General features: G+C 60.9%; 23 protein-coding genes. 14 read left to right on the top strand and 9 right to left on the bottom strand.

Translation table 11 applies throughout. From position 1 onward, the window contains the following. Window positions 1-465 precede the first annotated feature (465 nt). From rpmH to yihA, 4 genes are all read left to right on the top strand, one after another. Window positions 466-600, top strand: a complete 135-nt coding sequence (rpmH, locus tag C5L13_RS00420; RefSeq protein ID WP_025555461.1) for a 50S ribosomal protein L34 — start codon at window positions 466-468, stop codon at window positions 598-600. A 27-nt stretch (window positions 601-627) separates the two neighbouring features. Next, a complete protein-coding gene (gene rnpA, locus C5L13_RS00415) occupies window positions 628-1,020 on the top strand; it encodes a ribonuclease P protein component (RefSeq protein ID WP_105381309.1) in 393 nt (130 codons plus the stop codon). Then, window positions 1,020-2,819 carry a membrane protein insertase YidC gene (yidC, locus tag C5L13_RS00410; RefSeq protein WP_105381308.1) on the top strand — a complete coding sequence of 600 codons (1,800 nt, stop codon included), beginning with the start codon at window positions 1,020-1,022 and terminating at the stop codon, window positions 2,817-2,819. Before rnpA ends, yidC begins: the two co-directional genes overlap by 1 nt. A gap of 127 nt (window positions 2,820-2,946) precedes the next feature. Beyond that, on the top strand, window positions 2,947-3,606 hold the full coding sequence (gene yihA, locus C5L13_RS00405; RefSeq protein WP_205836800.1) for a ribosome biogenesis GTP-binding protein YihA/YsxC: 660 nt from the start codon (window positions 2,947-2,949) through the stop codon (window positions 3,604-3,606). Window positions 3,607-3,681: 75 nt separating this feature from the next. Here the strand turns inward: yihA and C5L13_RS00400 are convergent, their stop codons facing one another. The 3 genes from C5L13_RS00400 to C5L13_RS00390 form a co-directional block, all read right to left on the bottom strand. Continuing rightward, entirely contained in the window at window positions 3,682-4,239 is a 558-nt protein-coding gene (locus tag C5L13_RS00400) for a fasciclin domain-containing protein (RefSeq protein WP_105381306.1), read from the bottom strand. Window positions 4,240-4,421: 182 nt separating this feature from the next. Continuing rightward, complete coding sequence (locus tag C5L13_RS00395; protein WP_105381305.1) at window positions 4,422-5,153, bottom strand: anti-sigma factor; 732 nt, start codon at window positions 5,151-5,153, stop codon at window positions 4,422-4,424. Continuing rightward, window positions 5,150-5,692: a sigma-70 family RNA polymerase sigma factor gene (locus C5L13_RS00390; RefSeq protein WP_105381304.1), complete on the bottom strand. Its 543-nt coding sequence runs from the start codon at window positions 5,690-5,692 to the stop codon at window positions 5,150-5,152. The genes C5L13_RS00395 and C5L13_RS00390 overlap by 4 nt, the downstream gene beginning before the upstream one ends. A 116-nt stretch (window positions 5,693-5,808) precedes the next feature. Between C5L13_RS00390 and argB the strand changes: the two genes are divergently transcribed. Next, window positions 5,809-6,696, top strand: a complete 888-nt coding sequence (argB, locus tag C5L13_RS00385; RefSeq protein ID WP_105381303.1) for an acetylglutamate kinase — start codon at window positions 5,809-5,811, stop codon at window positions 6,694-6,696. After that, window positions 6,693-7,382 (top strand): transporter substrate-binding domain-containing protein, encoded by a 690-nt coding sequence (locus C5L13_RS00380; protein ID WP_105381302.1) that lies wholly within the window; start codon window positions 6,693-6,695, stop codon window positions 7,380-7,382. The genes argB and C5L13_RS00380 overlap by 4 nt, the downstream gene beginning before the upstream one ends. A gap of 25 nt (window positions 7,383-7,407) precedes the next feature. On the opposite strand, the gene C5L13_RS00375 is transcribed toward C5L13_RS00380, so the two are convergent. After that, window positions 7,408-8,181, bottom strand: coding sequence for an isocitrate lyase/PEP mutase family protein (locus C5L13_RS00375; protein ID WP_105381301.1), 774 nt, complete (start codon window positions 8,179-8,181; stop codon window positions 7,408-7,410). Between the two features lie 92 nt (window positions 8,182-8,273). Continuing rightward, window positions 8,274-9,176, bottom strand: coding sequence for an EamA family transporter (locus C5L13_RS00370; protein WP_105381300.1), 903 nt, complete (start codon window positions 9,174-9,176; stop codon window positions 8,274-8,276). 106 nt (window positions 9,177-9,282) lie between these two features. On the opposite strand from C5L13_RS00370, the gene C5L13_RS00365 reads away from it, so the two are divergent. Next, window positions 9,283-9,996 (top strand): pyrimidine 5'-nucleotidase, encoded by a 714-nt coding sequence (locus tag C5L13_RS00365; RefSeq protein ID WP_105381299.1) that lies wholly within the window; start codon window positions 9,283-9,285, stop codon window positions 9,994-9,996. A 111-nt stretch (window positions 9,997-10,107) separates the two neighbouring features. After that, window positions 10,108-10,719 carry a CREC-EF hand family protein gene (locus tag C5L13_RS00360; protein ID WP_105381298.1) on the top strand — a complete coding sequence of 204 codons (612 nt, stop codon included), beginning with the start codon at window positions 10,108-10,110 and terminating at the stop codon, window positions 10,717-10,719. Between the two features lie 78 nt (window positions 10,720-10,797). Here C5L13_RS00360 and C5L13_RS00355 read toward each other — a convergent pair whose 3' ends face one another. Further along, window positions 10,798-11,658: an LOG family protein gene (locus tag C5L13_RS00355; protein ID WP_105381297.1), complete on the bottom strand. Its 861-nt coding sequence runs from the start codon at window positions 11,656-11,658 to the stop codon at window positions 10,798-10,800. A gap of 135 nt (window positions 11,659-11,793) precedes the next feature. Here C5L13_RS00355 and dapD point away from each other — a divergent pair, with 135 nt between their 5' ends. The 4 genes from dapD to C5L13_RS00335 are packed head-to-tail and all read left to right on the top strand — an operon-like array spanning window position 11,794 to window position 15,097. Further along, a complete protein-coding gene (gene dapD, locus C5L13_RS00350; protein ID WP_105381296.1) occupies window positions 11,794-12,648 on the top strand; it encodes a 2,3,4,5-tetrahydropyridine-2,6-dicarboxylate N-succinyltransferase in 855 nt (284 codons plus the stop codon). 21 nt (window positions 12,649-12,669) lie between these two features. Then, entirely contained in the window at window positions 12,670-13,863 is a 1,194-nt protein-coding gene (dapE, locus tag C5L13_RS00345; RefSeq protein WP_105381295.1) for a succinyl-diaminopimelate desuccinylase, read from the top strand. Further along, window positions 13,850-14,470, top strand: a complete 621-nt coding sequence (locus C5L13_RS00340) for a hypothetical protein (RefSeq protein ID WP_105381294.1) — start codon at window positions 13,850-13,852, stop codon at window positions 14,468-14,470. Before dapE ends, C5L13_RS00340 begins: the two co-directional genes overlap by 14 nt. Window positions 14,471-14,524: 54 nt before the next feature. Continuing rightward, window positions 14,525-15,097: a hypothetical protein gene (locus tag C5L13_RS00335; protein ID WP_245423195.1), complete on the top strand. Its 573-nt coding sequence runs from the start codon at window positions 14,525-14,527 to the stop codon at window positions 15,095-15,097. 3 nt (window positions 15,098-15,100) lie between these two features. Here the strand turns inward: C5L13_RS00335 and truA are convergent, their stop codons facing one another. Genes truA through def form a run of 3 tightly spaced genes read right to left on the bottom strand, consistent with a single transcriptional unit; the run spans window position 15,101 to window position 17,366 of the window. Continuing rightward, window positions 15,101-15,856 carry a tRNA pseudouridine(38-40) synthase TruA gene (gene truA, locus C5L13_RS00330; RefSeq protein WP_105381292.1) on the bottom strand — a complete coding sequence of 252 codons (756 nt, stop codon included), beginning with the start codon at window positions 15,854-15,856 and terminating at the stop codon, window positions 15,101-15,103. Then, the gene (gene fmt / locus C5L13_RS00325) at window positions 15,856-16,791 is read right to left on the bottom strand and encodes a methionyl-tRNA formyltransferase (protein WP_105381291.1); all 936 of its coding nucleotides are present in this window, start codon (window positions 16,789-16,791) and stop codon (window positions 15,856-15,858) included. The genes truA and fmt overlap by 1 nt, the downstream gene beginning before the upstream one ends. A gap of 59 nt (window positions 16,792-16,850) precedes the next feature. Then, window positions 16,851-17,366 carry a peptide deformylase gene (gene def / locus C5L13_RS00320; protein WP_105382009.1) on the bottom strand — a complete coding sequence of 172 codons (516 nt, stop codon included), beginning with the start codon at window positions 17,364-17,366 and terminating at the stop codon, window positions 16,851-16,853. 205 nt (window positions 17,367-17,571) lie between these two features. Between def and C5L13_RS00315 the strand changes: the two genes are divergently transcribed. Further along, window positions 17,572-18,681, top strand: coding sequence for a DNA recombination protein RmuC (locus tag C5L13_RS00315; RefSeq protein WP_245423223.1), 1,110 nt, complete (start codon window positions 17,572-17,574; stop codon window positions 18,679-18,681). Window positions 18,682-18,730: 49 nt separating this feature from the next. Next, window positions 18,731-19,630 carry a ribokinase gene (locus tag C5L13_RS00310; protein WP_105381289.1) on the top strand — a complete coding sequence of 300 codons (900 nt, stop codon included), beginning with the start codon at window positions 18,731-18,733 and terminating at the stop codon, window positions 19,628-19,630. The last annotated feature ends 110 nt before the right edge of the window (window positions 19,631-19,740 follow it).

Here is a 19,740-nt window from a genome sequence, read left to right as displayed (position 1 = left end):
GGGATGCTGGCGACGCGGCACACCGACGCGGGCTACCCGCGACATCACCGCTAGAATTAGCACCCAGTCATTAACAATCCTTGAGCAGAAAGGCTTTGAGCGCATCGGAAGGAAGAGGAAAATTTGTCAACAAGCCTCGAATTTTCCCCAAAATTTGCCAGGAAAGATGAGCACCAATCGCAATCTTGAATTTTTTTACCAGACTTGAAGCCATTTTTAGTTGCGCAGGCAATTGCCGCAACCTTTAATGGATTCGATAAAATTGCGCGTTTTACGGGGCTGCATCGACTGCAAAAGCTGCCCGGCAATTGACTTTTGCGACAGAGTCCACTTATAAGCCGCGCACGTTCAGCTCCGGGGGCTTGCACGAGTGCAGCTGCTTGCGCAGATCGTTTTTTCTAAACGCTCTTGCTTCCTTTGCGGAAGCAAAATCCAAGAAGGGCCGCACACCGCGGTATTAAATAAATGAAGCGTACGTACCAACCGTCCAAGCTTGTTCGCAAGCGCCGCCACGGATTCCGCGCCCGCATGGCCACCAAGGGTGGTCAGAAGGTTCTTTCCGCACGCCGCGCCCGTGGCCGCAAGCGTCTCTCGGCCTAAGGCTGGGATGCCCGAGACCAACGGGCGATGACAGACGAGACAAAGAACAAGAAGACTGTCGGGCGGCTGAAAAGCCGGCCGCAGTTTCTTGCCGTTCGGCAGGGCGAAAGCCGTCGGGGACGCAACTTCCTTCTGGAAGTGCTTGACCGAAATGCGCCGGACGAAGCGCCGCGCGTCGGCTTCACCGTCACCAAGAAACATGGCAACGCGGTCGAGCGCAACCGTATGCGTCGGCGCCTCAAGGAGGCCGTCAGGCACTCCGCCGGATTTGCAATGAAGAGCGGACACGACTATGTGATTGTCGCGCGTCGGGAGGTGCTGTCGGCTCCCTTCGCTGATATGACGGCTCAACTCATCGAGCGCATTGAAAACAGGCCGAAGCCGAAGCGGTCCGAGGAGACCCGTTCCAGGAAAGCATGATGGAAAAAAATCGTAACTACTTCATCGCGATCGCGCTCTCGCTGCTGATCGTCATTGCCTGGCAGTTCCTCTATATGAATCCCAGGATGGAAGCGCAGCAGCGTGCCGAAGAGGCTCGTCGCGCTCTCCAGGGAGAAACCGCCCAACCTGTTTCTCCGGAAAGCCCAGGCGCCTCCAGCGCGCCGACCGGCAACCTCCCGGGTGCGGCTTCCGGCCAGACGACCATTACTCGCGATCAGGCTCTTGCAAGGTCGCAGCGTGTTCAGATCGAAACCCCTGCCCTGATCGGCTCCATCAATCTGACCGGTGCGCGTTTCGATGACCTGAAGCTGCGCGAATATCATGAAACCGTCGACGACAAGAGCCCGATCATCACGCTCTTTTCGCCCTCCGACACCAAGGACGGGCATTTCACGGAACTTGGCTATATTCCGAACGAATCCATCGGCACCGTACCGGGTGCGGGAACCCAGTGGACGGTAGCAAGCGGCGATAAGCTGACCCAGCAGACGCCGGTGACGCTGTCCTTCACCAATGAGAAGGGCATTACCTTCACCCGCACGATCTCGGTCGACGACCACTACATGCTGACGGTCAACGACAAGATCGACAACACCAGCGGTGTACCGGTCACATTGGCGCCCTATGGGCGGGTTCTTCGCTACAACAAGCCCGCAACCCCCTCGGTCTGGGTCATCCACGAAGGCTTCATCGGCGTAATGGGTGAAAACGGCTCGCTCAGCGAACACACCTACGCCAACATCGAGGAAGAACAATACACCCACGAGAAGGCAACCACCGGGTGGTTCGGCATCACGGACAAATACTGGGCCGCGACCATTGCTCCGCCCCAGTCGGTGCCTTACGTCACCCGTTTCTCGCATTTCACCGACGGCCGGCCGAGCTACCAGGCAGACTACAAGGGCAGCGACCTGACGATCCAGCCGGGTCAATCCACCGAACTCAAGAACCTCGTTTTCGCCGGTGCGAAGGAAGTGCCCCTGATCTCGCGCTACGAGACGGAACTCAAAATCCCACAGTTCAACCGACTGATCGACTGGGGCTGGTTCTACTTCATCACCAAGCCGATGTTCCAGCTGATGGACTTCTTCTTCCGTCACGTGGGCAATTTCGGCGTCGCGATCCTGCTGACGACCGTCGTGGTCAAGGCGATCTTCTTCCCGCTGGCCAGCAAGCAATATGCCTCCATGGCCAACATGAAGCGCGTGCAGCCGAAGATGGAAGAGCTGAAAGCCAAGTTCGGCGATGACCGCATGGGCATGCAGCAGGCGATGATGGCGCTCTACAAGGAAGAAAAGATCAATCCGATCGCCGGCTGCTGGCCGGTCGTGCTTCAGATCCCGGTCTTCTTCGCGCTCTACAAGGTCATCTACGTCACGATCGAAATGCGGCATGCGCCTTTCTTCGGCTGGATCCAGGACCTTTCGGCCCCGGATCCGACGTCGCTCTTCAACCTGTTCGGCCTGCTTCCCTACGACGTGCCGCACTTCCTGCTGATCGGCGTCTGGCCGCTCGTCATGGGCGTCACGATGTTCCTGCAGATGCGCATGAACCCGACGCCCCCGGACCCCACCCAGGCCATGATCTTCACCTGGATGCCGCTGGTATTCACCTTCATGCTGGCGTCCTTCCCGGCCGGCCTCGTCATCTACTGGGCCTGGAACAACACGCTCTCGATCACCCAGCAGGCGATGATCATGAAGCGCCACGGCGCCAAGATCGAGCTCTTCGACAATCTGAAGGGACTCTTCCGGCGAAAACCGGCAGCCTCGAAATAGCTTCCGAAAACCCCGGTCCGCCGGGGTTTTCTTTTTGCGGCGATAGGCAAATATCTTCCCTAGCTTGACATTGGCAGGCAAAACCCGGAAGCCGTGTCGCTTCGATTGAGACAGGACCGATACGCCGATGCCCGCAGACAGGAACATGGACGAAAAGCCGCTCTTCGGCCGCCCCTGGATCTTCATCCGTGGCGTACCCTCGATGAAATTCCTGCCGCCCGAGGGCCCGCTCGAAGTGGCCTTCGCGGGCCGTTCGAATGTGGGCAAATCGTCGCTCATCAACGCCCTCGTCGGCCACAAGGGTTTGGCACGCACCTCCAATACGCCGGGCCGCACCCAGGAGCTCAACTATTTCGTGCCGGAGGGCTATTCGGGCGAAGGCCTGGATCTGCCGCCCATGGCCCTGGTCGACATGCCCGGCTACGGCTATGCGCAGGCGCCGAAAGAGCACGTCGACGCGTGGACGAAACTTGTCTTCGACTATCTGCGCGGTCGTGCCACGCTGAAGCGCGTCTACGTGCTGATCGATAGCCGCCACGGCCTCAAGAAGAACGACGAGGAGGTTTTGGACCTGCTCGACAAGGCGGCCGTTTCCTATCAGATCGTGCTGACCAAGACCGACAAGATCAAGGAGCCGGCGGTTGACAAGCTGATCGCCGAAACAACGGAAAAGATCCGCAAGCGGCCGGCTGCCTATCCTTTCGTGCTCTCGACATCTTCCGAGAAAGGCAAAGGCCTGGACGAACTCCGTCAGGCGATTGCGGAGACGATCGGGCAGTCCCTGTAAATTCGAAAAGACAAGCCGGCCGCTTTCAAGGAAACGACCGGCTCGGATGTAAAGCAAACTTCTTGCGACCTGCCCTTACATCTTGGGCAGCACGACCTTGTTGACCACGTGAATGACGCCGTTCGACTGCTTCACGTCGGCAATCGTCACCTGCGCGACATTGCCGTTCTCATCGGTCAAGGTGATCTTGCCCATGTCCTGCTTGGCTTTCAGGACGCAGCCGCCGACGGTCTTGACGTCATGCGTGCCCTTGTCGTCCTTGATCATCTTCCCGATGGCAGCCGACATGGCGTTCGCGGCGACAACGTGGCAGGTCAGGACCTTGGTGAGCTGCGCCTTGTTTTCCGGCTTCAAAAGCGTGTCGACCGTGCCTTTGGGAAGTTCGGCGAACGCGTCATTGGTCGGCGCGAACACGGTGAACGGACCCTTGCCCTGCAGCGTTTCGACCAGACCGGCCGCCTTGACGGCCGCGACCAGCGTCGTGTGGTCCTTGGAATTCACTGCGTTCTCGACGATGTTCTTGTCTTCGAACATGGCTGCGCCGCCGACCTTCGGGTTGGCCGCATAAGCGGTGATTGCGACTGCCGAGAGAGCCGTTGCGACGACAAAAGTGCGGAGTGCGAATTTCGACATTGTGCTTTCCTCTTCCTCTCAAAGGATATGATCGCCCCGGCACGGATGCGCCTCCCAGGGCGGTTGGCGTCCCGCTCTCGGCGGGAACGCAACAAGGGACGAAAGGCGGAGGAAAAGAGTTTCAGCTACCGCGGAGAAAACGGCAGAAAAACTTCAACTCACTGGATTTTAAAAGCTAATTTTTAATTTGAGCGACGCGTCTGGCCCACGGCGATCACCGGCCCTGTGGCTTGGCCGGTCGGAGAGCCGCCAAACGGCTCGAGACTGACGGCAAGGGTCACGCCCTCGCCAAGCCTCGGACGGAGGTTGGCCGGGATTTCGACAGATCCCTCGCCTGTCTGAGGCAGTACGCCGAGGGAGATTGCCGGATCATCGCCACCAGGCACCAGCCAGAGCTCGAGCGAATGCTGATCCGCCGCACCGGCCGCAACCGGGGTGACCCGCAAGCGGCCATCGGCGACGTCGTAGGCGGCAACCAGGCTGATCGAATTGCCTTCGCCCGCAAGCTCAGCGACCAGCGGACGAGACTGCGGCCCGCCGCCTATCCAACCCGTATCAAGCGACACGTAGGTGATCAGCACAGCCAGTGATCCGAGCGCGACGCCGCGCCACAACAGGAGCGAGTTCCACCATCTGCCGGTCGCGACGAGTTCCTGCGCGAAGGTTTTGTGCGGGAAAAGCCGGGTCTCTATCTTCGAATAGACGCCCGGGGGTGGACGAACCTCATCATAATCGTCGTTGAAGCTCGCCAGATTGTCCTGCCATCGAGCGACGATCGCCGCAAAGACCCGGTCTCGCGCGATGCGCGCAGCGACGCGCTCGCGATCGGCAAGCGAGAGTACGCCCAGGACGTATTCCCCTGCGAGCAGTTCATCGCGGGAGCGGTCTCCTTCGCTCTGTTCCGGCGTCGTCATCGGTCGAGGCACTCTCTCAATTTCAAAAGGCTGCGCCTGAGCCAGGTGCGTACCGTATTCAACGGCACGCCGTGGCGGTCCGCCAGCTCCTGATAGCTTAGACCTTCCACATATGCGCTCCGCACGGCGCTGGCCCGTTCAGATTCCAACTCTTCCATGCACCTGTCAATGCGTTTGCCCTCTCCTTTGAGGACAGCCGTGGTTTCGGGATCGCGCGCCGCATCCGCAACGTCCCAGGTCTCGTCGATGCTGTCGGCAACGGGCTTGCGGGCACGCATGAGATCAATGGCCTGATTGCGCGCCACTGCCACAAGCCACCCTAACGGGCTCGCACCGGAAGCGGCGAAACGATCGGCCCGCTGCCATATCTTGACGAAAATTTCCTGCAGCGCATCTTCCGCGTCGGCTCTGTCCTTGAGGATACGAAGACAGACCGAAAAAAGTTTCGGAGATACCGCAGCATAAAGCGCAGCCAGACCCGCTCGATCGCGCAATGCGACGCGTCCGATCAGCTCGGCTATTTCGGTGTCTGTCGCCAAGCACGTGTCTCCCCGCGGCGTCTCGTTGCCGGTATACGGGCAAATCTTGTCAGCGGATTGTTTCCCCCGTCAAAAACATGCGCTAAAAGGCGCCCACTCACATCACGGGGAAATCGATGACGACTTCCGATAGCGAACTTCAAGCCAAGCTTCTGGCGCAGGCGCTGCCCTATATGCAGCGGTACGAAAACAAGACCATCGTCGTGAAATACGGCGGTCACGCCATGGGCGACTCCGATCTCGGCAAGGCCTTCGCGGCCGATATCGCGCTTCTCAAGCAGTCCGGCGTCAACCCGATCGTCGTGCACGGCGGCGGCCCGCAGATCGGCGCGATGCTGACCAAGATGGGCATCGAGTCCAAATTCGAAGGCGGATTGCGCGTTACCGACCGGAAAACGGTCGAGATCGTTGAAATGGTGCTGGCCGGCTCGATCAACAAGGAAATCGTCGCGCTGATCAACCAGACCGGCGAATGGGCGATCGGCCTTTGCGGCAAGGACGGCAACATGGTGTTTGCCGAAAAGGCGAGAAAAACCGTCGTCGACCCGGACAGCAATATCGAACGCGTGCTCGACCTCGGTTTCGTCGGCGAAGTGGTGGAAGTCGACCGCACGCTGATAGACCTGCTCGCCAAGTCGGAAATGATCCCGGTCATCGCTCCGGTCGCGCCCGGCCGCGACGGCGCCACCTACAACATCAATGCCGATACGTTTGCGGGCGCCATCGCCGGTGCGCTCAACGCCACCCGTCTGCTTTTCCTCACCGACGTCCCGGGCGTGCTGGACAAGGACAAGCAGCTCATCAAGGAGCTGACGGTCGCTCAGGCCTTAGCGCTGATCAAGGACGGAACGATTTCCGGTGGCATGATCCCGAAGGTCGAGACCTGCATCGACGCGATCAAGGCCGGCGTCCAGGGCGTCGTCATTTTGAACGGCAAGACCGCCCATTCGGTGCTGCTCGAAATCTTCACCGAGCACGGGGCCGGCACGCTGATCGTGCCATGAGATTTGCCTGGATCGCGGAACCCCCTTTCAACTTCCGAAAGGGCGGGACCCTGACCGGCTGTGACGTCGAACTGGCTCGATATGTCTTTTCCCGTCTGGGACAGGTTTTCGAGCCTATTGAGACCGAGTTCGGCGATCTTCTGAACGGCCTGACGAAAGGGCGCTGGGACGTCGCGACGGGCATGTTCCTGACGCCTGAGCGCCTCGAGCGTGCGTCTTTCACCATACCGATCTGGTCGCTTCGGGACGGCCTGCTCGTGCGGAAGGTCGATGCCGGTTTGATCGCGGGATACCGGGATATTGCCCGAAACAGTTTGAGGCTTGCCGTTCTCGAAGGACAGATCCAGCACCAGACAGCACTGGATCTCGGCGTGCCAGTCGGCAATATCGTCGTCCTGCGAAGCTACGAGGCGGCGGCCGGGGCCGTGGCAAGCGGTGAGCTGCACGCGTATGCAAGCGTCGATTTGGCTCACCGTGCCCATATCCAGACTAATAACACCTTGGCCTGCGTGCCCGTCCCAGAGATCGAAAAGCCTGCCGAAACGGGCGGGTTTGCATGCCGAACCGCTGCAATCCGCGAGCGTCTGAACTCAGTCCTTACCGATTTTATCGGCAGCGATGATCACGATGTTCTCCTGCGGTCTTTCGATCTCGATCCGGAGACGCTTCGCCCCACTGCCCGTTGAGGCGAAGATTGCGGCCGGATAGAGATCAGCCCGCGGCGGTGAAGACCGCCGCGGCATCCTCCTTGAGCTTCGCCATCATCGCCCGGTAGGGGCCTGGACCATAGCTCACGCGTGCGACGCCGAGTTCGCCAAGGCGCTTCGGTGCCGACACGCCCGGCATCATCATGATATTGACCGGCACCGGCGACGCTTCGCAAAGCTTAACGATCAGCTCTTCGTCAGCCAGGCCGGGCGCAAAGAAGCCGCTGCCACCGGCCTCCGCATAAGCTTTCGACCGTTCGATCGCCTGATCGAGCAGCGCTGCGTGCTTTGTCCGGTCGCCTTCCTGAAGGAAAAGATCGGTCCTGGCATTGATGAAAAGCGGAACACCACGCGCGTCTGCCAGAGCCCGGATGGCGCGAATGCGCTCCGCCTGTCCCCCGACCGGATAGACACCGCTGCCGCCGACCACCTGATCTTCAAAATTGATGCCGATGGCGCCTGCATCGATAACCTTGGCAACATTTGCGGCAAGTTCCTCCGGATCTTCCGCGTAGCCGCCTTCGAAATCCACCGACAGCGGCAATTCGACAGCGGATGTGATCGATTTCGCGGTCGAAAGCAGCGCTTCCATCGGCAGGTTCTCGCCATCGGCATAACCCTGCGCCGCAGCCACCGACCAGCTTCCGGTACCCAATGCCTTGGCGCCGGCATCCGCCACGGCCTTTGCCGTGCCGGCATCCCAGATATTGTAGATGATGACCGGATTGCCCTTTTGATGAAGCGCAGCGAATGCGGCTGCCTTGCCTGCCTGATCCATGATTCTCTCCCTGTTGACCTCTGGTTATACCCACATATGCGCCTCTCGCCGCCGTTTATCGGGCGCCGATTTGTAAACCTGGAAGGCGAGCCTCAGAAGAACAACAGCCCGAGAATGCCGCAGACGATCAACAGGCAGCCGATCGCTTCCATACGGTTCACCCGCTCTTGGAAGAGGAAATAGGACGCCATGAAGGTGAAGACCAGTTCGATCTGACCGAGCGCACGAACGTAAGCCACCTGCTGCAGTGTCATCGCCGTGAACCAGCAGGCCGATCCGACCACGCCGGCAACGCCCACCAGAGAGGAGGACCGCCAGGTGCGGATGACCTGGACGATTTCGCGCCTGTCTTTCCAGAACATCCAGACCAGCATGAAAGCCGTCTGGAAGGTCGTCACGCAGGCGAGAGTGACCGCCGCATCCATGACCGGCCCCGGCCCTCCGAGCGAAAGCGCAGCGCTCCGATAGGCGACCGCCGAAATACCGAATACCGCACCCGAGGCAATGCCGATCAATGCAGTCCGCCCCGTCAGGGCGACGGCAAGGTTGCGCCATGACAGCGGCATCCGCGCCGTGGAAATCATCATCACGCCGAGGACGCCGACGATGATCGCCGAAATGGCGCCGAGGGTGAGTTTCTCTCCAAGGAGGATGAAGCCGAAGATGGCGGCCTGCACCGGTTCGGTCTTCGAATAGGCGGTGCCGACAGCGAAATTCCGAAGCGAAAAGAGGTGCACCAGCATGATGGTGGCGAAGATCTGCGCCAGACCGCCGATAGCGGCCCATGCGGAGAAGGTCAGGTTCAGCGTCGGATAAGGGTAACCGGCGATATGGCGCAACGCCAGCACATAGAGGATTGCGATCGGAAACCCGTAACCGAAGCGCACGAAGCTCGCGCCCCGCGTGCCGAGCTGGCCTTGCAGATGCTTCTGGAGTGCAGAGCGCAGGTTCTGCATAAAGGCCGCAGCAATGGTAATGGGGATCCAGAGTTCCATACTGCTGGCGGTATCATGCCGGCTGTCTGGCGGCCAAGTCCGGATTTGACCTGAACCGGTCGCCTTTTTCGATTTTCTTCGAGGTCCAAGCCGTGCATAAGACAGCATGGACAGACAACCGAAGACATCCCCCGATCCTGCCGATTTCGCCGATATCAGTGAATGGGTGTTCGATCTCGACAACACGCTCTACCCGCATCACATCAATCTGTTTGCCCAGATCGACAAGAACATGACGGCCTATGTGCAGGAATTGCTGCAACTCGAGCCGGACGACGCGCGGGCGCTGCAGAAGCGCTATTACCACGAGCACGGAACGACGCTGCAGGGCCTGATGCTGAACCATGGCATCGACCCGGACAGCTTCCTCGAGCGCGCCCATGCGATCGATTATTCGGCGCTGCTGCCGCATCCGGAACTCGGAGAGGCGATCAAGGCGCTGCCGGGCCGCAAGTTCATCTTCACGAACGGAAGTGTGCCGCATGCCGAAGCCGCCGCGCGGGCGCTCGGGATCCTCGACAACTTCGACGATATCTTCGACATCGTGGCCGCCGGTTATGTTCCAAAGCCTGCGGGCGCCACCTACGACAAGTTCGCTAGCCTGCACCGGGTCGATACCAAGCATGCCGCAATGTTCGAGGATTTGCCGCGCAATCTGCAGGTTCCGAAGGCGCTCGGCATGCGCACCGTCCTCCTCGTTCCCCGCAATCTCGACACGGTTCTGATGGAGCGTTGGGAAACGCTGTCCGACGAGGACGACCATATCGATTATGTCACGGACGATCTGGCAGGTTTCCTCTCCGGGCTCCGGCTCGCCTGAGTTCTCGCCGCCTTACCAAAAGTTCATCCACATTACGGATGTTTAAGTGGTTCTGGCGGGTTGCCGGGGCTACCTTCAGGCTATCGGAATTAGCTGGAAAGGAACCCCTCGATGACCGCGAAGAAGATCGTTTTGGCGACCCTCAGTGCCGTTCTGGTGGCGGGAGCCGCTCTGCCGGCATTCGCTGGTCCCGGTCGAGACGGTCCTGGCCGCCACGGCGCCGGCCGCGCAGCCATGCAGGACGTCATGTTCGTTCGCCTCCTGAAGAATGCCGACGGCAACAAGGACGGCAAGATCTCCAGGGAAGAACTGACCGCCCGCCAGGATGCGCTGTTTGCCGAAATCGATGCCAACAAGGACGGGACCGTTACCCGAGGCGAATTGATGGATTTCCGTCAGACCAGGCTCGACGAGTTCCGCAAGAACAACCCGCAGCCCGAGCAGGCGGAAAACCGGGATGGCGATCGTCACCACCGGGACCGGGAATCGGCGGACCGCCGCGGATGGGATCACCGTGACCGGGATCGCCATGATGCCCGCTGGGATGGCCAGCGGCATGGCGGGATGATGGGACGCGGCCTCTTCCGCATGGTCGACGAGGACCGCGACGGCAAGATCACCAAGGCCGAGGTAACCACCGCCGGCGACCAGCTGTTCACACGCATGGACGTCAACAAGGACGGCACCATTTCCATCGACGACCTGCCGGACCGCCCCCTCTAGTTCCCCGCCGCTTTCGGAACTAGTACCGGCAGTCGTCCTGAAGAACCCGTCCCTCGCGAGAGGGGCGGGTTCTTTCCTTTAATGCTCGTAGAAGTCCGAGATGATCTTCCAGGCCTCCTCGGCAGTTTCCACGAAGCTGATGAGATTGAGGTCCTCCGGCGCGATCGTACCGAATTCCGCAAGCGCCCCGAAATTGATGATGCCGCGCCAGAATGCCTCGCTGAACAGGATCAGTGGAATACGCTCCATGCGTTTGGTCTGGATGAGCGTCAGCGCCTCGAACATCTCGTCGAGCGTCCCGAAGCCGCCCGGGAATACCGCAACCGCCTTTGCGCGCATCATGAAATGCATCTTGCGGATCGCGAAATAGTGGAAATTGAAGCTGAGTTCGGGCGTTACGAAGCGGTTCGGCGCCTGCTCGTGCGGCAACATGATGTTGAGCCCGACGCTCGGGGCACCGGCGTCCGAGGCTCCGCGATTGCCCGCCTCCATGACGCCCGGTCCGCCGCCGGTCACCACCACATATTCCTGGTGATTGTATCCGGCCGAGTGTTTTCCGCAGAGTTCGGCGAATTTGCGGGCTTCCTCATAGAATACGGAGGCCGCCTCCAGGTTCTTCCGCTGCGTTTCATTCCGTGCCGCCCAGGCGCTCTGCCCGGGTGCCGGAATGCGCGCGCCGCCAAACAGCACCACCGTCGATTTGATGCCGCGTTCGGCAAGCATCATCTCGGCTTTGGTAAGTTCCAGCTGAAGACGAAGCGGCCTCAGCTCTTCCCGGCTGAGAAAGTCGTCGTCCGCATAGGCGAGGCGATAGGACGGAGATTCCGTTTGCGGCGTCCTCGGCTGGCCGGCGGCTGCATATTTGTCGGCCTTGTTGTCCTTAAGAGGATCCCAAACGCCATCCTTGCGCCGCGGTCCGTCCTTCTTCGCCTTTGCCATTGCATGACCCTTCCGGCGCCAACATACGTTGACGCCAATTCACATTGACGCCTGAGTGGCGGTCGCTTAGAGCAAATAGAACTAAATGGCCACCTCTCCACCATCACGATACCGAGTGACGTTTAAGGATTTCCCATGAGCAGCCCTGACTTTTCCTCCCTCGAAAAGACTATCGAGACCGCCTTCGAGAACCGGGACGATGTGGCGGTATCGACCAAAGGCGAGATCCGCGACGCAGTCGAGGAAGCGTTGAACCTGCTCGACAGCGGCAAGGCGCGCGTTGCCAGCCGCGGCGCCGACGGAAACTGGACGGTGCACCAGTGGCTGAAGAAGGCGGTGCTGCTTTCCTTCCGCCTGAACGACATGGAAGTGGTGAAGCACGGCCCCGGCAACGCCACCTGGTGGGATAAGGTGCCCTCGAAGTTCGAAGGCTGGGGCGAAACGGAATTCCGCGCCGCCGGCTTCCGCGCTGTGCCGAATGCGATCGCTCGCCGCTCGGCCTATATCGCCAAGAATGTCATTCTCATGCCCTCCTTCGTCAATCTCGGCGCCTATGTGGACGAAGGCACGATGGTCGATACCTGGGCCACCGTCGGCTCCTGCGCCCAGATCGGCAAGCATGTCCACCTGTCGGGCGGCGTCGGCATCGGCGGCGTTCTGGAGCCCATGCAGGCCGGCCCGACCATCATCGAGGACAATTGCTTCATCGGCGCGCGGTCCGAAGTTGTCGAAGGCTGCATCGTGCGCGAAGGTTCGGTGCTCGGCATGGGCGTTTTCATCGGCAAGTCGACCAAGATCGTCGATCGCGCGACCGGCGAGATCACCTACGGCGAAGTGCCCCCCTATTCCGTCGTCGTCGCGGGCTCGATGCCGGGCAAGCCGTTCCCGAACGGCGAACCGGGACCGAACCTCTATTGCGCCGTCATCGTCAAGCGCGTCGACGAAAAGACCCGCTCCAAGACCGGCATCAACGAACTTCTGCGCGACTGATCTCAAGGCTGGTCATCCGAAATGTCCGCATCCGATCCCGTCGCCAATCTTCAAGACCTCATTCGCTGCCCTTCGGTCACCCCTGCCGAAGGCGGCGCGCTCACCGCCCTGGAATCGATGCTCATTCCGCTCGGGTTCAAGGTCGAGCGCATGGTGGCGACGGAACCGGGCATGCCGGATATCGAGAACCTTTATGCACGGCTCGGCACCGACGGCCCGCACCTGATGTTTGCGGGCCATACAGATGTCGTGCCGCCAGGCGACGAGGCATCCTGGAGCCATCCGCCTTTTGCGGCCGAAATTGTGGGCGACGAGCTTTTTGGTCGCGGCGCGGTCGACATGAAGGGCGGCATCGCCTGCTTTGTGGCAGCAATGGCGCGTCACATCGAAAAGCATGGCGCGCCGAAGGGTTCTATCTCCTTCCTGATCACCGGCGACGAGGAAGGCCCTGCGGTCAACGGCACCGAGAAGCTGCTGAAATGGGCCGCCGAAAACGGCGAGCGCTGGGATGCCTGCCTCGTCGGGGAGCCGACCAATCCGGATCAACTCGGCGACATGATCAAGATCGGCCGGCGGGGATCCATATCCGGCAAAGTGACCGTCTTCGGCGTGCAGGGTCATGCGGCCTATCCGCATCTCGCCGACAATCCGGTTCGCGGCCTTCTTCCCTTGGCGAGTGCGCTGATGGACCCGCCCTTTGACACGGGCACGCCTGAATTCCCGGCCTCCAATCTCGAAGTCACCTCTGTGGATGTCGGCAATTCGGCCACCAATGTCATACCGGCCAAGGCGGGGTTTGCCTTCAACATCCGTTTCAACGACACGTGGACGGCCGATACGGTGAAGGCGGAAATCGTTCGGCGGCTCGATCTCGCAGCGGCCGAAAGCCCGTTGCGTCCGGGCCGCGATCCGGCGCGTTACGAGATTGTCTGGGCCGAACGCCCCAGCCACGTCTTCCTGACCCGCAACAACGCGTTGATCGCCTCGCTTTCGAGTGCCGTAGAAAAGGTCACCGGCCGCACCCCGCAGCTTTCGACCACCGGCGGCACATCGGACGCACGCTTCATCAAGGATTACTGCCCGGTCGTGGAATTCGGCCTGGTCGGCCAGACCATGCATATGGTCGATGAACGGGTGGCCCTTGCCGATCTGGAGATGCTCACCCAAATCTATGGGACCTTCATCTCCCGCTGGTTCGATAATGCCCTCCTATGACGAAGTCCGATCATATCTCATCGGCCTGTGGCTGTTGATCAAGGGCGACGCCCGCGGCCTGCGGCCGTTCGATATTTCCGATCGCGGCGTTGCCCGGTCTTTCTGGGCTTTGGCCTGGGCATTTCCGGTATTGGCGCTTTCGGGGATTTATTACAGAAGCCTTTATCTCGAGGAGTTTCCGGAAGCCACCGAGCCGGCCCTGACATATATCGCGAAGGCCATGCTCGTGGACATGGCAGCCTGGTTTTTGCCGATCGTCGCGCTCATGCTGGCCGCTCCGTTTCTAAAGATCCGACTGCTTCTGAGAACCTTGATCGTCGTGTGGAACTGGGCCTCGATGGCAGCACTCTATTTCGGTTCCGCGCTGGTGATACTTTTGCTGTCGTTGCCGGAACCTCAGGATGAAAGTTGGGTGACGATAGCCGCATTCGGTTGGATCGGAGCCGCGATCCTGCTCCTGGCATTGTCCGTTGCGCTCTTCTGGCGGATTTTGCGGACGATCGTAGGGGGTAGCGTGCTGATACGGCTTCAGGTGTTTGCGGTCGTGTCGCTTCCCATGCTGCTGCTGGAACCACTGGAAAAACAGTTGGGCATCTACGTACCATGACATTGCCCCCGTTACTGGAGCGTGACCGCCTTGCCCTCGTACCCTGAAGTCAGGTTGTATCTCAGCGGCCTATGGCTGTTGATCAAAGGCGACGCGCAGGGATTCCGCCTGCTCGATGTTTCCGATCGCGGCATGATGCGTTCCTTCTGGGCCTTTGTCTGGTGCCTGCCGGCCGTCCTTGTGTCCTGGATCTGGCTCCGGTCCCTGCTGGTTCAGAGCATACCGCCGGGCACGCGGCTCGGAGGCATGTTCTTTGTCCGCGTCGCGATGCTGGAAGTCCTCAACTGGCTGCTGCCGATCGTATTGGCGGCTCTCCTCTGCCTGGTCATGGGCATCCACCGCAAATTCCCGGCAATCGTAGTTACGATCAACTGGCTGGGCGTTCCGTTCGCATGGATCTATGGTCTGTTGTGCCTGGTCATGCTTCTGCTGCCCGTCCTGACGCCGTTCATCGGGCTGATACAGCTCATGCTGCTCATGGCTTTGGTCTTCGCGGTGTCGCGGATCATGCGGATGATCTGCGGCCCGCAGCTGCTGATGATCACCGCGCTGGTGCTTGTTCTGCTGGTGCCGAACATGATCCTAACCGGCGCCCTGCAGCGCTTCCTCGGAATCTATCCCTTCTGACGGTCAGGGATCGCCGGGATAATCCACTTTCAGAAAGTAGAGCCCTTCCGGCGGTGCGACAGGTCCGCAGGCAGCGCGGTCCCGCGCATCCAGCGCCGCGCGGACGTCGGCTGGCGTCATCTTGCCCTCACCCGCCAATTTGAGCGTGCCGGCGAAGGAGCGGATCTGATTGTGCAGAAAGCTCTGGGCGCTCGCCCGGATTTCGATCAGATCTCCGGTGCGGGTCACGTCCAGCCGGTCGAGCGTCCGCATCGGGCTCGTCGCCTGACAGTGGGCGGAACGAAAGGTCGTGAAGTCGTGATGCCCCACCAAGGTCTGCGCGGCCGCATGCATGATCTCGTGGTCGAGCTCGCGGGTCACCCACCAGGCACGCTTGGCTTCGAGCGCAAGCGGCGAGGGTCGATTGAAGATGCGGTAGAGATAGTGCCGGCGAAGGGCCGAGAACCGGGCGTCGAAACTGTCATCCACAGCCTGGACGTCGAGGATCGAAACCTTTTCGCCGGCCATCATCAAGTGGGCGTTCAACGCGTTGCGCAGCTTGTAGGGCTTCCAGTCGCGCGAAAGGTCCGCATGGACCACCTGTCCCACGGCATGCACGCCTGAATCCGTCCGACCTGCACCGCGGATCGAGACTGCCTCTCCGGTCAGGGACAAGATACCGCCCTGCAGAGCGGCTTGGACGGAATGGCCGTTTTCCTGCATCTGCCAGCCCACATAGGGCGTGCCGTCATATTCGACGGTCATGCGGTAGCGCGGCATCAGAGAAGCCTCGTGCCGGCGGGAATTGATGTTCCGCGCAGAAACTCGGTCGCCGCCAGGGGCTTGCCGCCCGCCTTCTGCAGCTTCAGGAGCCGCACAGCGCCTTCGCCACAGGCCACGGTCAACGCGTCATCAAGAACAGTCCCAGCCTCACCCTGCCCTTCCGCTACTTCCGAAGCGAGTACTTTCACGCGTTCAGGCCTGCCGTTGATCTCGGCTTCGAACCAGCCGCCGGGGAAGGGCGACAGTCCGCGGATATGGTTGTGCACGTCGTGCGCGGACCTCGAAAAATCGATGCGGGTCTCGCCCTTGTCGATCTTTGCGGCGTAAAGCACGCCTTCGTCCGGCTGCGGCGTCAGCGGCAGGTCGCTGCCTTCAAGCTTGTCTATAGCCTCGACCATGGCGCGCGCACCGGTGAGCATCAGCTTGTCGTGCAGCTCCCCGGCCGTCATGTTTTCGCCGATCTCGACCTCTTTGGTAAGGGCGACCGGTCCGGTATCGAGGCCTTTCTCCATCTGCATGATCATCATGCCGGTCTTTTTATCGCCGGCCATGATGGCGCGCTGGATCGGCGCAGCACCGCGCCACCGCGGCAGGAGCGAGGCATGGCCGTTATAGCAGCCAAGCCGCGTGCCGGTGAGGACCGCTTCCGGCAGCAGCAGGCCGTAGGCGACCACCACGGCCACATGCGCGTTCAGCGCGCGGAATTTCTCGCGCTCTTCCGGATCCTTGAAATTGACCGGGGTGAAAACGGGAATGCCGAGCAGCTCGGCCGCCTGATGTACCGGCGACTTCACGAGGTCGAGCCCGCGGCGGCCGCCCGGACGCGGCGGCTGGGTATAGACCGCAACGATCTGGTGCCCCGCGTGCTTCAGCGCTTGCAGCGTCGGCACGGAGAATTCCGGCGTGCCCATGAAGATGATGCGGAGAGACATGGCGTTTCACGCTTTCGGAAAGCGCGCCTTCGAGCTGAAGGCCGTTTGGGCGTCAAGCCTTAGACGGCCTTCGCCTTGGCGGCCTTGGTGAACTTTTTGATGACCATTTCGCGCTTCAGGCGGGAGATATAGTCGATGAACAGCACGCCGTTCAGATGGTCGATCTCATGCTGCAGGCAGGTTGCGAGAAGGCCATCGGCCTCGACCAGATGTTCCTTGCCGTCGCGGCCGATATGCTTGACCGTGACGACGGCCGGGCGCTCCACTTCTGCATAATATTCGGGAATGGACAGGCAGCCCTCCTCATAGACCGAACGCTCGTCCGAGGATTTGACGATCTCCGGATTGATGAAGATCTGCGGATTCTTGTCTTCGCCCTCGCGAGCGATATCCACCACCAGAATTCGGCGCGGGATACCGATCTGGATCGCCGCCAGGCCTATGCCCGGAGCGTCATACATCGTCTCCAGCATGTCGTCTGCGAGCTTCAGGATTTCGGAATCCACCTGCTCGATAGGCTTGGACACCTGGCGCAGGATCGGGTCGGGCAAAATAATCAGCGGCTTGATCGTCATGATCTCCCCATAACGCAACTCTTTTTCGGATGGAACAGGAATTGCGCGGCGGCGCCCGCAAATGTTCACGTTTTGATCTTTTCACGTTGTGAAAATCTGTTAGGTTGAGGGCATGAACGATCTCTTCAACCGTCTTTCTCCCCTTTTGGCTCAGCAGCAAACGGTTGTGTTTTTGGCCGCCGCTGCGGCTGTCATCCTGCTTTTCATGGTGCTCGTTCTGCGCAGCAGCCGCCGCCGGCAGCAGGACGCCGCGCGACAGGCTGAGGAAGCAGACGCTCGGCTTTCCGAGCTCATCCGGGCGCAGAGCGAGATGCAGGGGCGCCTGTCGGCGATGGCCGAGAGCCTATCGACCCGCCAGTCGGAGCTCAATCAGGCGGTCAGCCAACGGCTCGACGGCATGACGCATCGGATCGGCACGACGATCACCGAGCAGACCAAGTCGACGCATGAGAACCTGCGAAAGCTGCAGGAAAGGCTCGCCGTGATCGACGCGGCACAGAACAACATCCAGACGCTCGCCAAGGACGTGGTGGGGTTGCAGGCCATTCTGTCCAACAAACAAACCCGCGGCGCCTTCGGCCAGGGGCGCATGGAGACCATTATTGCCGACGGTTTGCCGCTCGGCGCCTATTCCTTCCAGTCGTCGCTTTCCAACGGCACTCGCCCGGACTGCACGATCCGGATGCCGAACAACGCGCCGCCGCTGGTGGTGGACGCCAAGTTTCCCCTGGAAGCCTGGAACGCGTTTCGGGAGGCTGCAGCGTCTGAAGCACGCCGGTCTGCGGCCCAGCAGTTTCGGCGCGACCTGGAGGTCCACATCAAGGATATTTCCGAGAAATACCTTCTGCCCGGCGAAACGCAGGAGATGGCCTTCCTCTTCGTCCCCTCCGAGTCGGTCTTCGCGGAAATCCACGAGCATTTCGAAACGGTCGTTCAGAAGGCGCAGCGCTCGCGTGTCGTCTTCGTATCGCCCTCCCTTCTGATGCTGTCGATCCAAGTCATCCAGGCCGTCCTGAAAGATCAGCGGATGCGCGAGCAGGCGCATCTCATCCAGGGTGAAGTGGCACTGCTCATGGAAGATTTGACGCGCCTCGACGATCGGACACGCAAGCTCCAGGGGCATTTCCTGGCGGCCCAGAGAGATGTCGAGCAGATCGTCACGTCGAGCGAAAAGCTCAGCAGGCGCGGCGCCAAAATCGGAGCGCTGGAACTCGAGGCGCCGGAACAATCCGAAACGCCCGCCGAAACGCCGCAAACCAAGGTCGTCGAAAGCAGGACCGGGCTTCTGAAGTTGAGGGTGGTTGACGAGGAGTGATCCTCTCGGGCAGTGTGCCGCGCATTCAACAAGCAGTAGCAGGCCACGCATGATCACCGTTCTCGGCTCCATCAATATGGATCTTGTCGCAACCACCGAACGGCTGCCTGAGCCAGGCGAGACGGTGGCCGGATCGAGCTTTTCGACCGCGGCCGGCGGCAAGGGAGCCAACCAGGCGCTTGCAGCGCGACGCGCAGGCAGCGTGGTGCACATGGCCGGCGCCGTGGGAGAAGATGACTTTGCGACCCAGGCACTGATGCTCCTCAAGGAGGCCGGCACCGACCTTTCTGCGGTCGCGCGAGTCGGCGAGCCTACCGGTACGGCTCTGATCCTGGTCGGCGGCACGGGCGAAAACATGATCGCCGTCGTCCCGGGCGCAAACGGCACCGTAAACGAAGCACAGGCGCTTGCAGCGGTCGGCCCTATGCAGTCCGGCGATATCCTGATGCTGCAGCTCGAAATCCCGGCCGCAACGGTGGAGGCCGCCTTGAAGGCTGCTCGCGCCAAAGGGATCACGACGATAGTCAACACCGCTCCTCTGACGGCAGACGCGGCACGGCTTGCGCGTCTCGCCGATATCGTCGTCGCCAACGAAACCGAATTCGAACTGCTGGCCGGCGAACCGCTGGCCGATCAGGAAGCGCGGAAAGCTGCGCTTGGCAGGCTCCATGCGGAAACCGGGCAGACATTGGTTGTCACGCTCGGCGCCGAGGGCGTCATCGCCATTCGCGACGGCGGATTTGCTTCAGCCCGGGGCCTCAAGATTGAACCGGTGGATACGGTTGGCGCGGGCGATACCTTCTGCGGCTATCTGGCTGCAAGCCTCGAACAGGGCTTGGATTTCAACAAGGGGCTCCGCCGGGCGGCCGTCGCCGGTTCGCTTGCTTGTCTCAGCCACGGCGCGCAGCCGTCCATCCCTTATGCCGGTCAAGTGGACAGTCAGGGCTGAGAGTGAAACGCAACGCCAAACGGTGTTGCCGGCGCGCAGCGGCCGATGCATCCGATTTTAGTTAAAGTTAACATATCGCAGCTAGGGTGACGCCAGCACCTCTGCGGCAG

It is taken from the genome of Neorhizobium alkalisoli (assembly GCF_002968635.1).
Classification (GTDB): domain Bacteria; phylum Pseudomonadota; class Alphaproteobacteria; order Rhizobiales; family Rhizobiaceae; genus Neorhizobium; species Neorhizobium alkalisoli.
This window is presented reverse-complemented; position numbering and strand designations above follow the sequence as displayed.

Excerpts from the sequence above, each read along its gene's own strand:
- C5L13_RS00395 (WP_105381305.1), bottom strand. The coding sequence starts at position 5,153 with ATGACGACGCCGGAACAGAGCGAAGGAGACCGCTCCCGCGATGAACTG.
- rpmH (WP_025555461.1), top strand. The coding sequence starts at position 466 with ATGAAGCGTACGTACCAACCGTCCAAGCTTGTTCGCAAGCGCCGCCAC.
- C5L13_RS00360 (WP_105381298.1), top strand. The coding sequence starts at position 10,108 with ATGACCGCGAAGAAGATCGTTTTGGCGACCCTCAGTGCCGTTCTGGTG.
- dapE (WP_105381295.1), top strand. The coding sequence starts at position 12,670 with ATGTCCGCATCCGATCCCGTCGCCAATCTTCAAGACCTCATTCGCTGC.
- C5L13_RS00370 (WP_105381300.1), bottom strand. The coding sequence starts at position 9,176 with ATGGAACTCTGGATCCCCATTACCATTGCTGCGGCCTTTATGCAGAAC.
- argB (WP_105381303.1), top strand. The coding sequence starts at position 5,809 with ATGACGACTTCCGATAGCGAACTTCAAGCCAAGCTTCTGGCGCAGGCG.
- C5L13_RS00375 (WP_105381301.1), bottom strand. The coding sequence starts at position 8,181 with ATGGATCAGGCAGGCAAGGCAGCCGCATTCGCTGCGCTTCATCAAAAG.
- C5L13_RS00340 (WP_105381294.1), top strand. The coding sequence starts at position 13,850 with ATGCCCTCCTATGACGAAGTCCGATCATATCTCATCGGCCTGTGGCTG.
- C5L13_RS00310 (WP_105381289.1), top strand. The coding sequence starts at position 18,731 with ATGATCACCGTTCTCGGCTCCATCAATATGGATCTTGTCGCAACCACC.
- fmt (WP_105381291.1), bottom strand. The coding sequence starts at position 16,791 with ATGTCTCTCCGCATCATCTTCATGGGCACGCCGGAATTCTCCGTGCCG.
- yihA (WP_205836800.1), top strand. The coding sequence starts at position 2,947 with ATGCCCGCAGACAGGAACATGGACGAAAAGCCGCTCTTCGGCCGCCCC.
- dapD (WP_105381296.1), top strand. The coding sequence starts at position 11,794 with ATGAGCAGCCCTGACTTTTCCTCCCTCGAAAAGACTATCGAGACCGCC.
- C5L13_RS00355 (WP_105381297.1), bottom strand. The coding sequence starts at position 11,658 with ATGGCAAAGGCGAAGAAGGACGGACCGCGGCGCAAGGATGGCGTTTGG.
- yidC (WP_105381308.1), top strand. The coding sequence starts at position 1,020 with ATGGAAAAAAATCGTAACTACTTCATCGCGATCGCGCTCTCGCTGCTG.
- def (WP_105382009.1), bottom strand. The coding sequence starts at position 17,366 with ATGACGATCAAGCCGCTGATTATTTTGCCCGACCCGATCCTGCGCCAG.
- C5L13_RS00400 (WP_105381306.1), bottom strand. The coding sequence starts at position 4,239 with ATGTCGAAATTCGCACTCCGCACTTTTGTCGTCGCAACGGCTCTCTCG.
- C5L13_RS00380 (WP_105381302.1), top strand. The coding sequence starts at position 6,693 with ATGAGATTTGCCTGGATCGCGGAACCCCCTTTCAACTTCCGAAAGGGC.
- C5L13_RS00365 (WP_105381299.1), top strand. The coding sequence starts at position 9,283 with ATGGACAGACAACCGAAGACATCCCCCGATCCTGCCGATTTCGCCGAT.
- rnpA (WP_105381309.1), top strand. The coding sequence starts at position 628 with ATGACAGACGAGACAAAGAACAAGAAGACTGTCGGGCGGCTGAAAAGC.
- C5L13_RS00315 (WP_245423223.1), top strand. The coding sequence starts at position 17,572 with ATGGTGCTCGTTCTGCGCAGCAGCCGCCGCCGGCAGCAGGACGCCGCG.
- truA (WP_105381292.1), bottom strand. The coding sequence starts at position 15,856 with ATGCCGCGCTACCGCATGACCGTCGAATATGACGGCACGCCCTATGTG.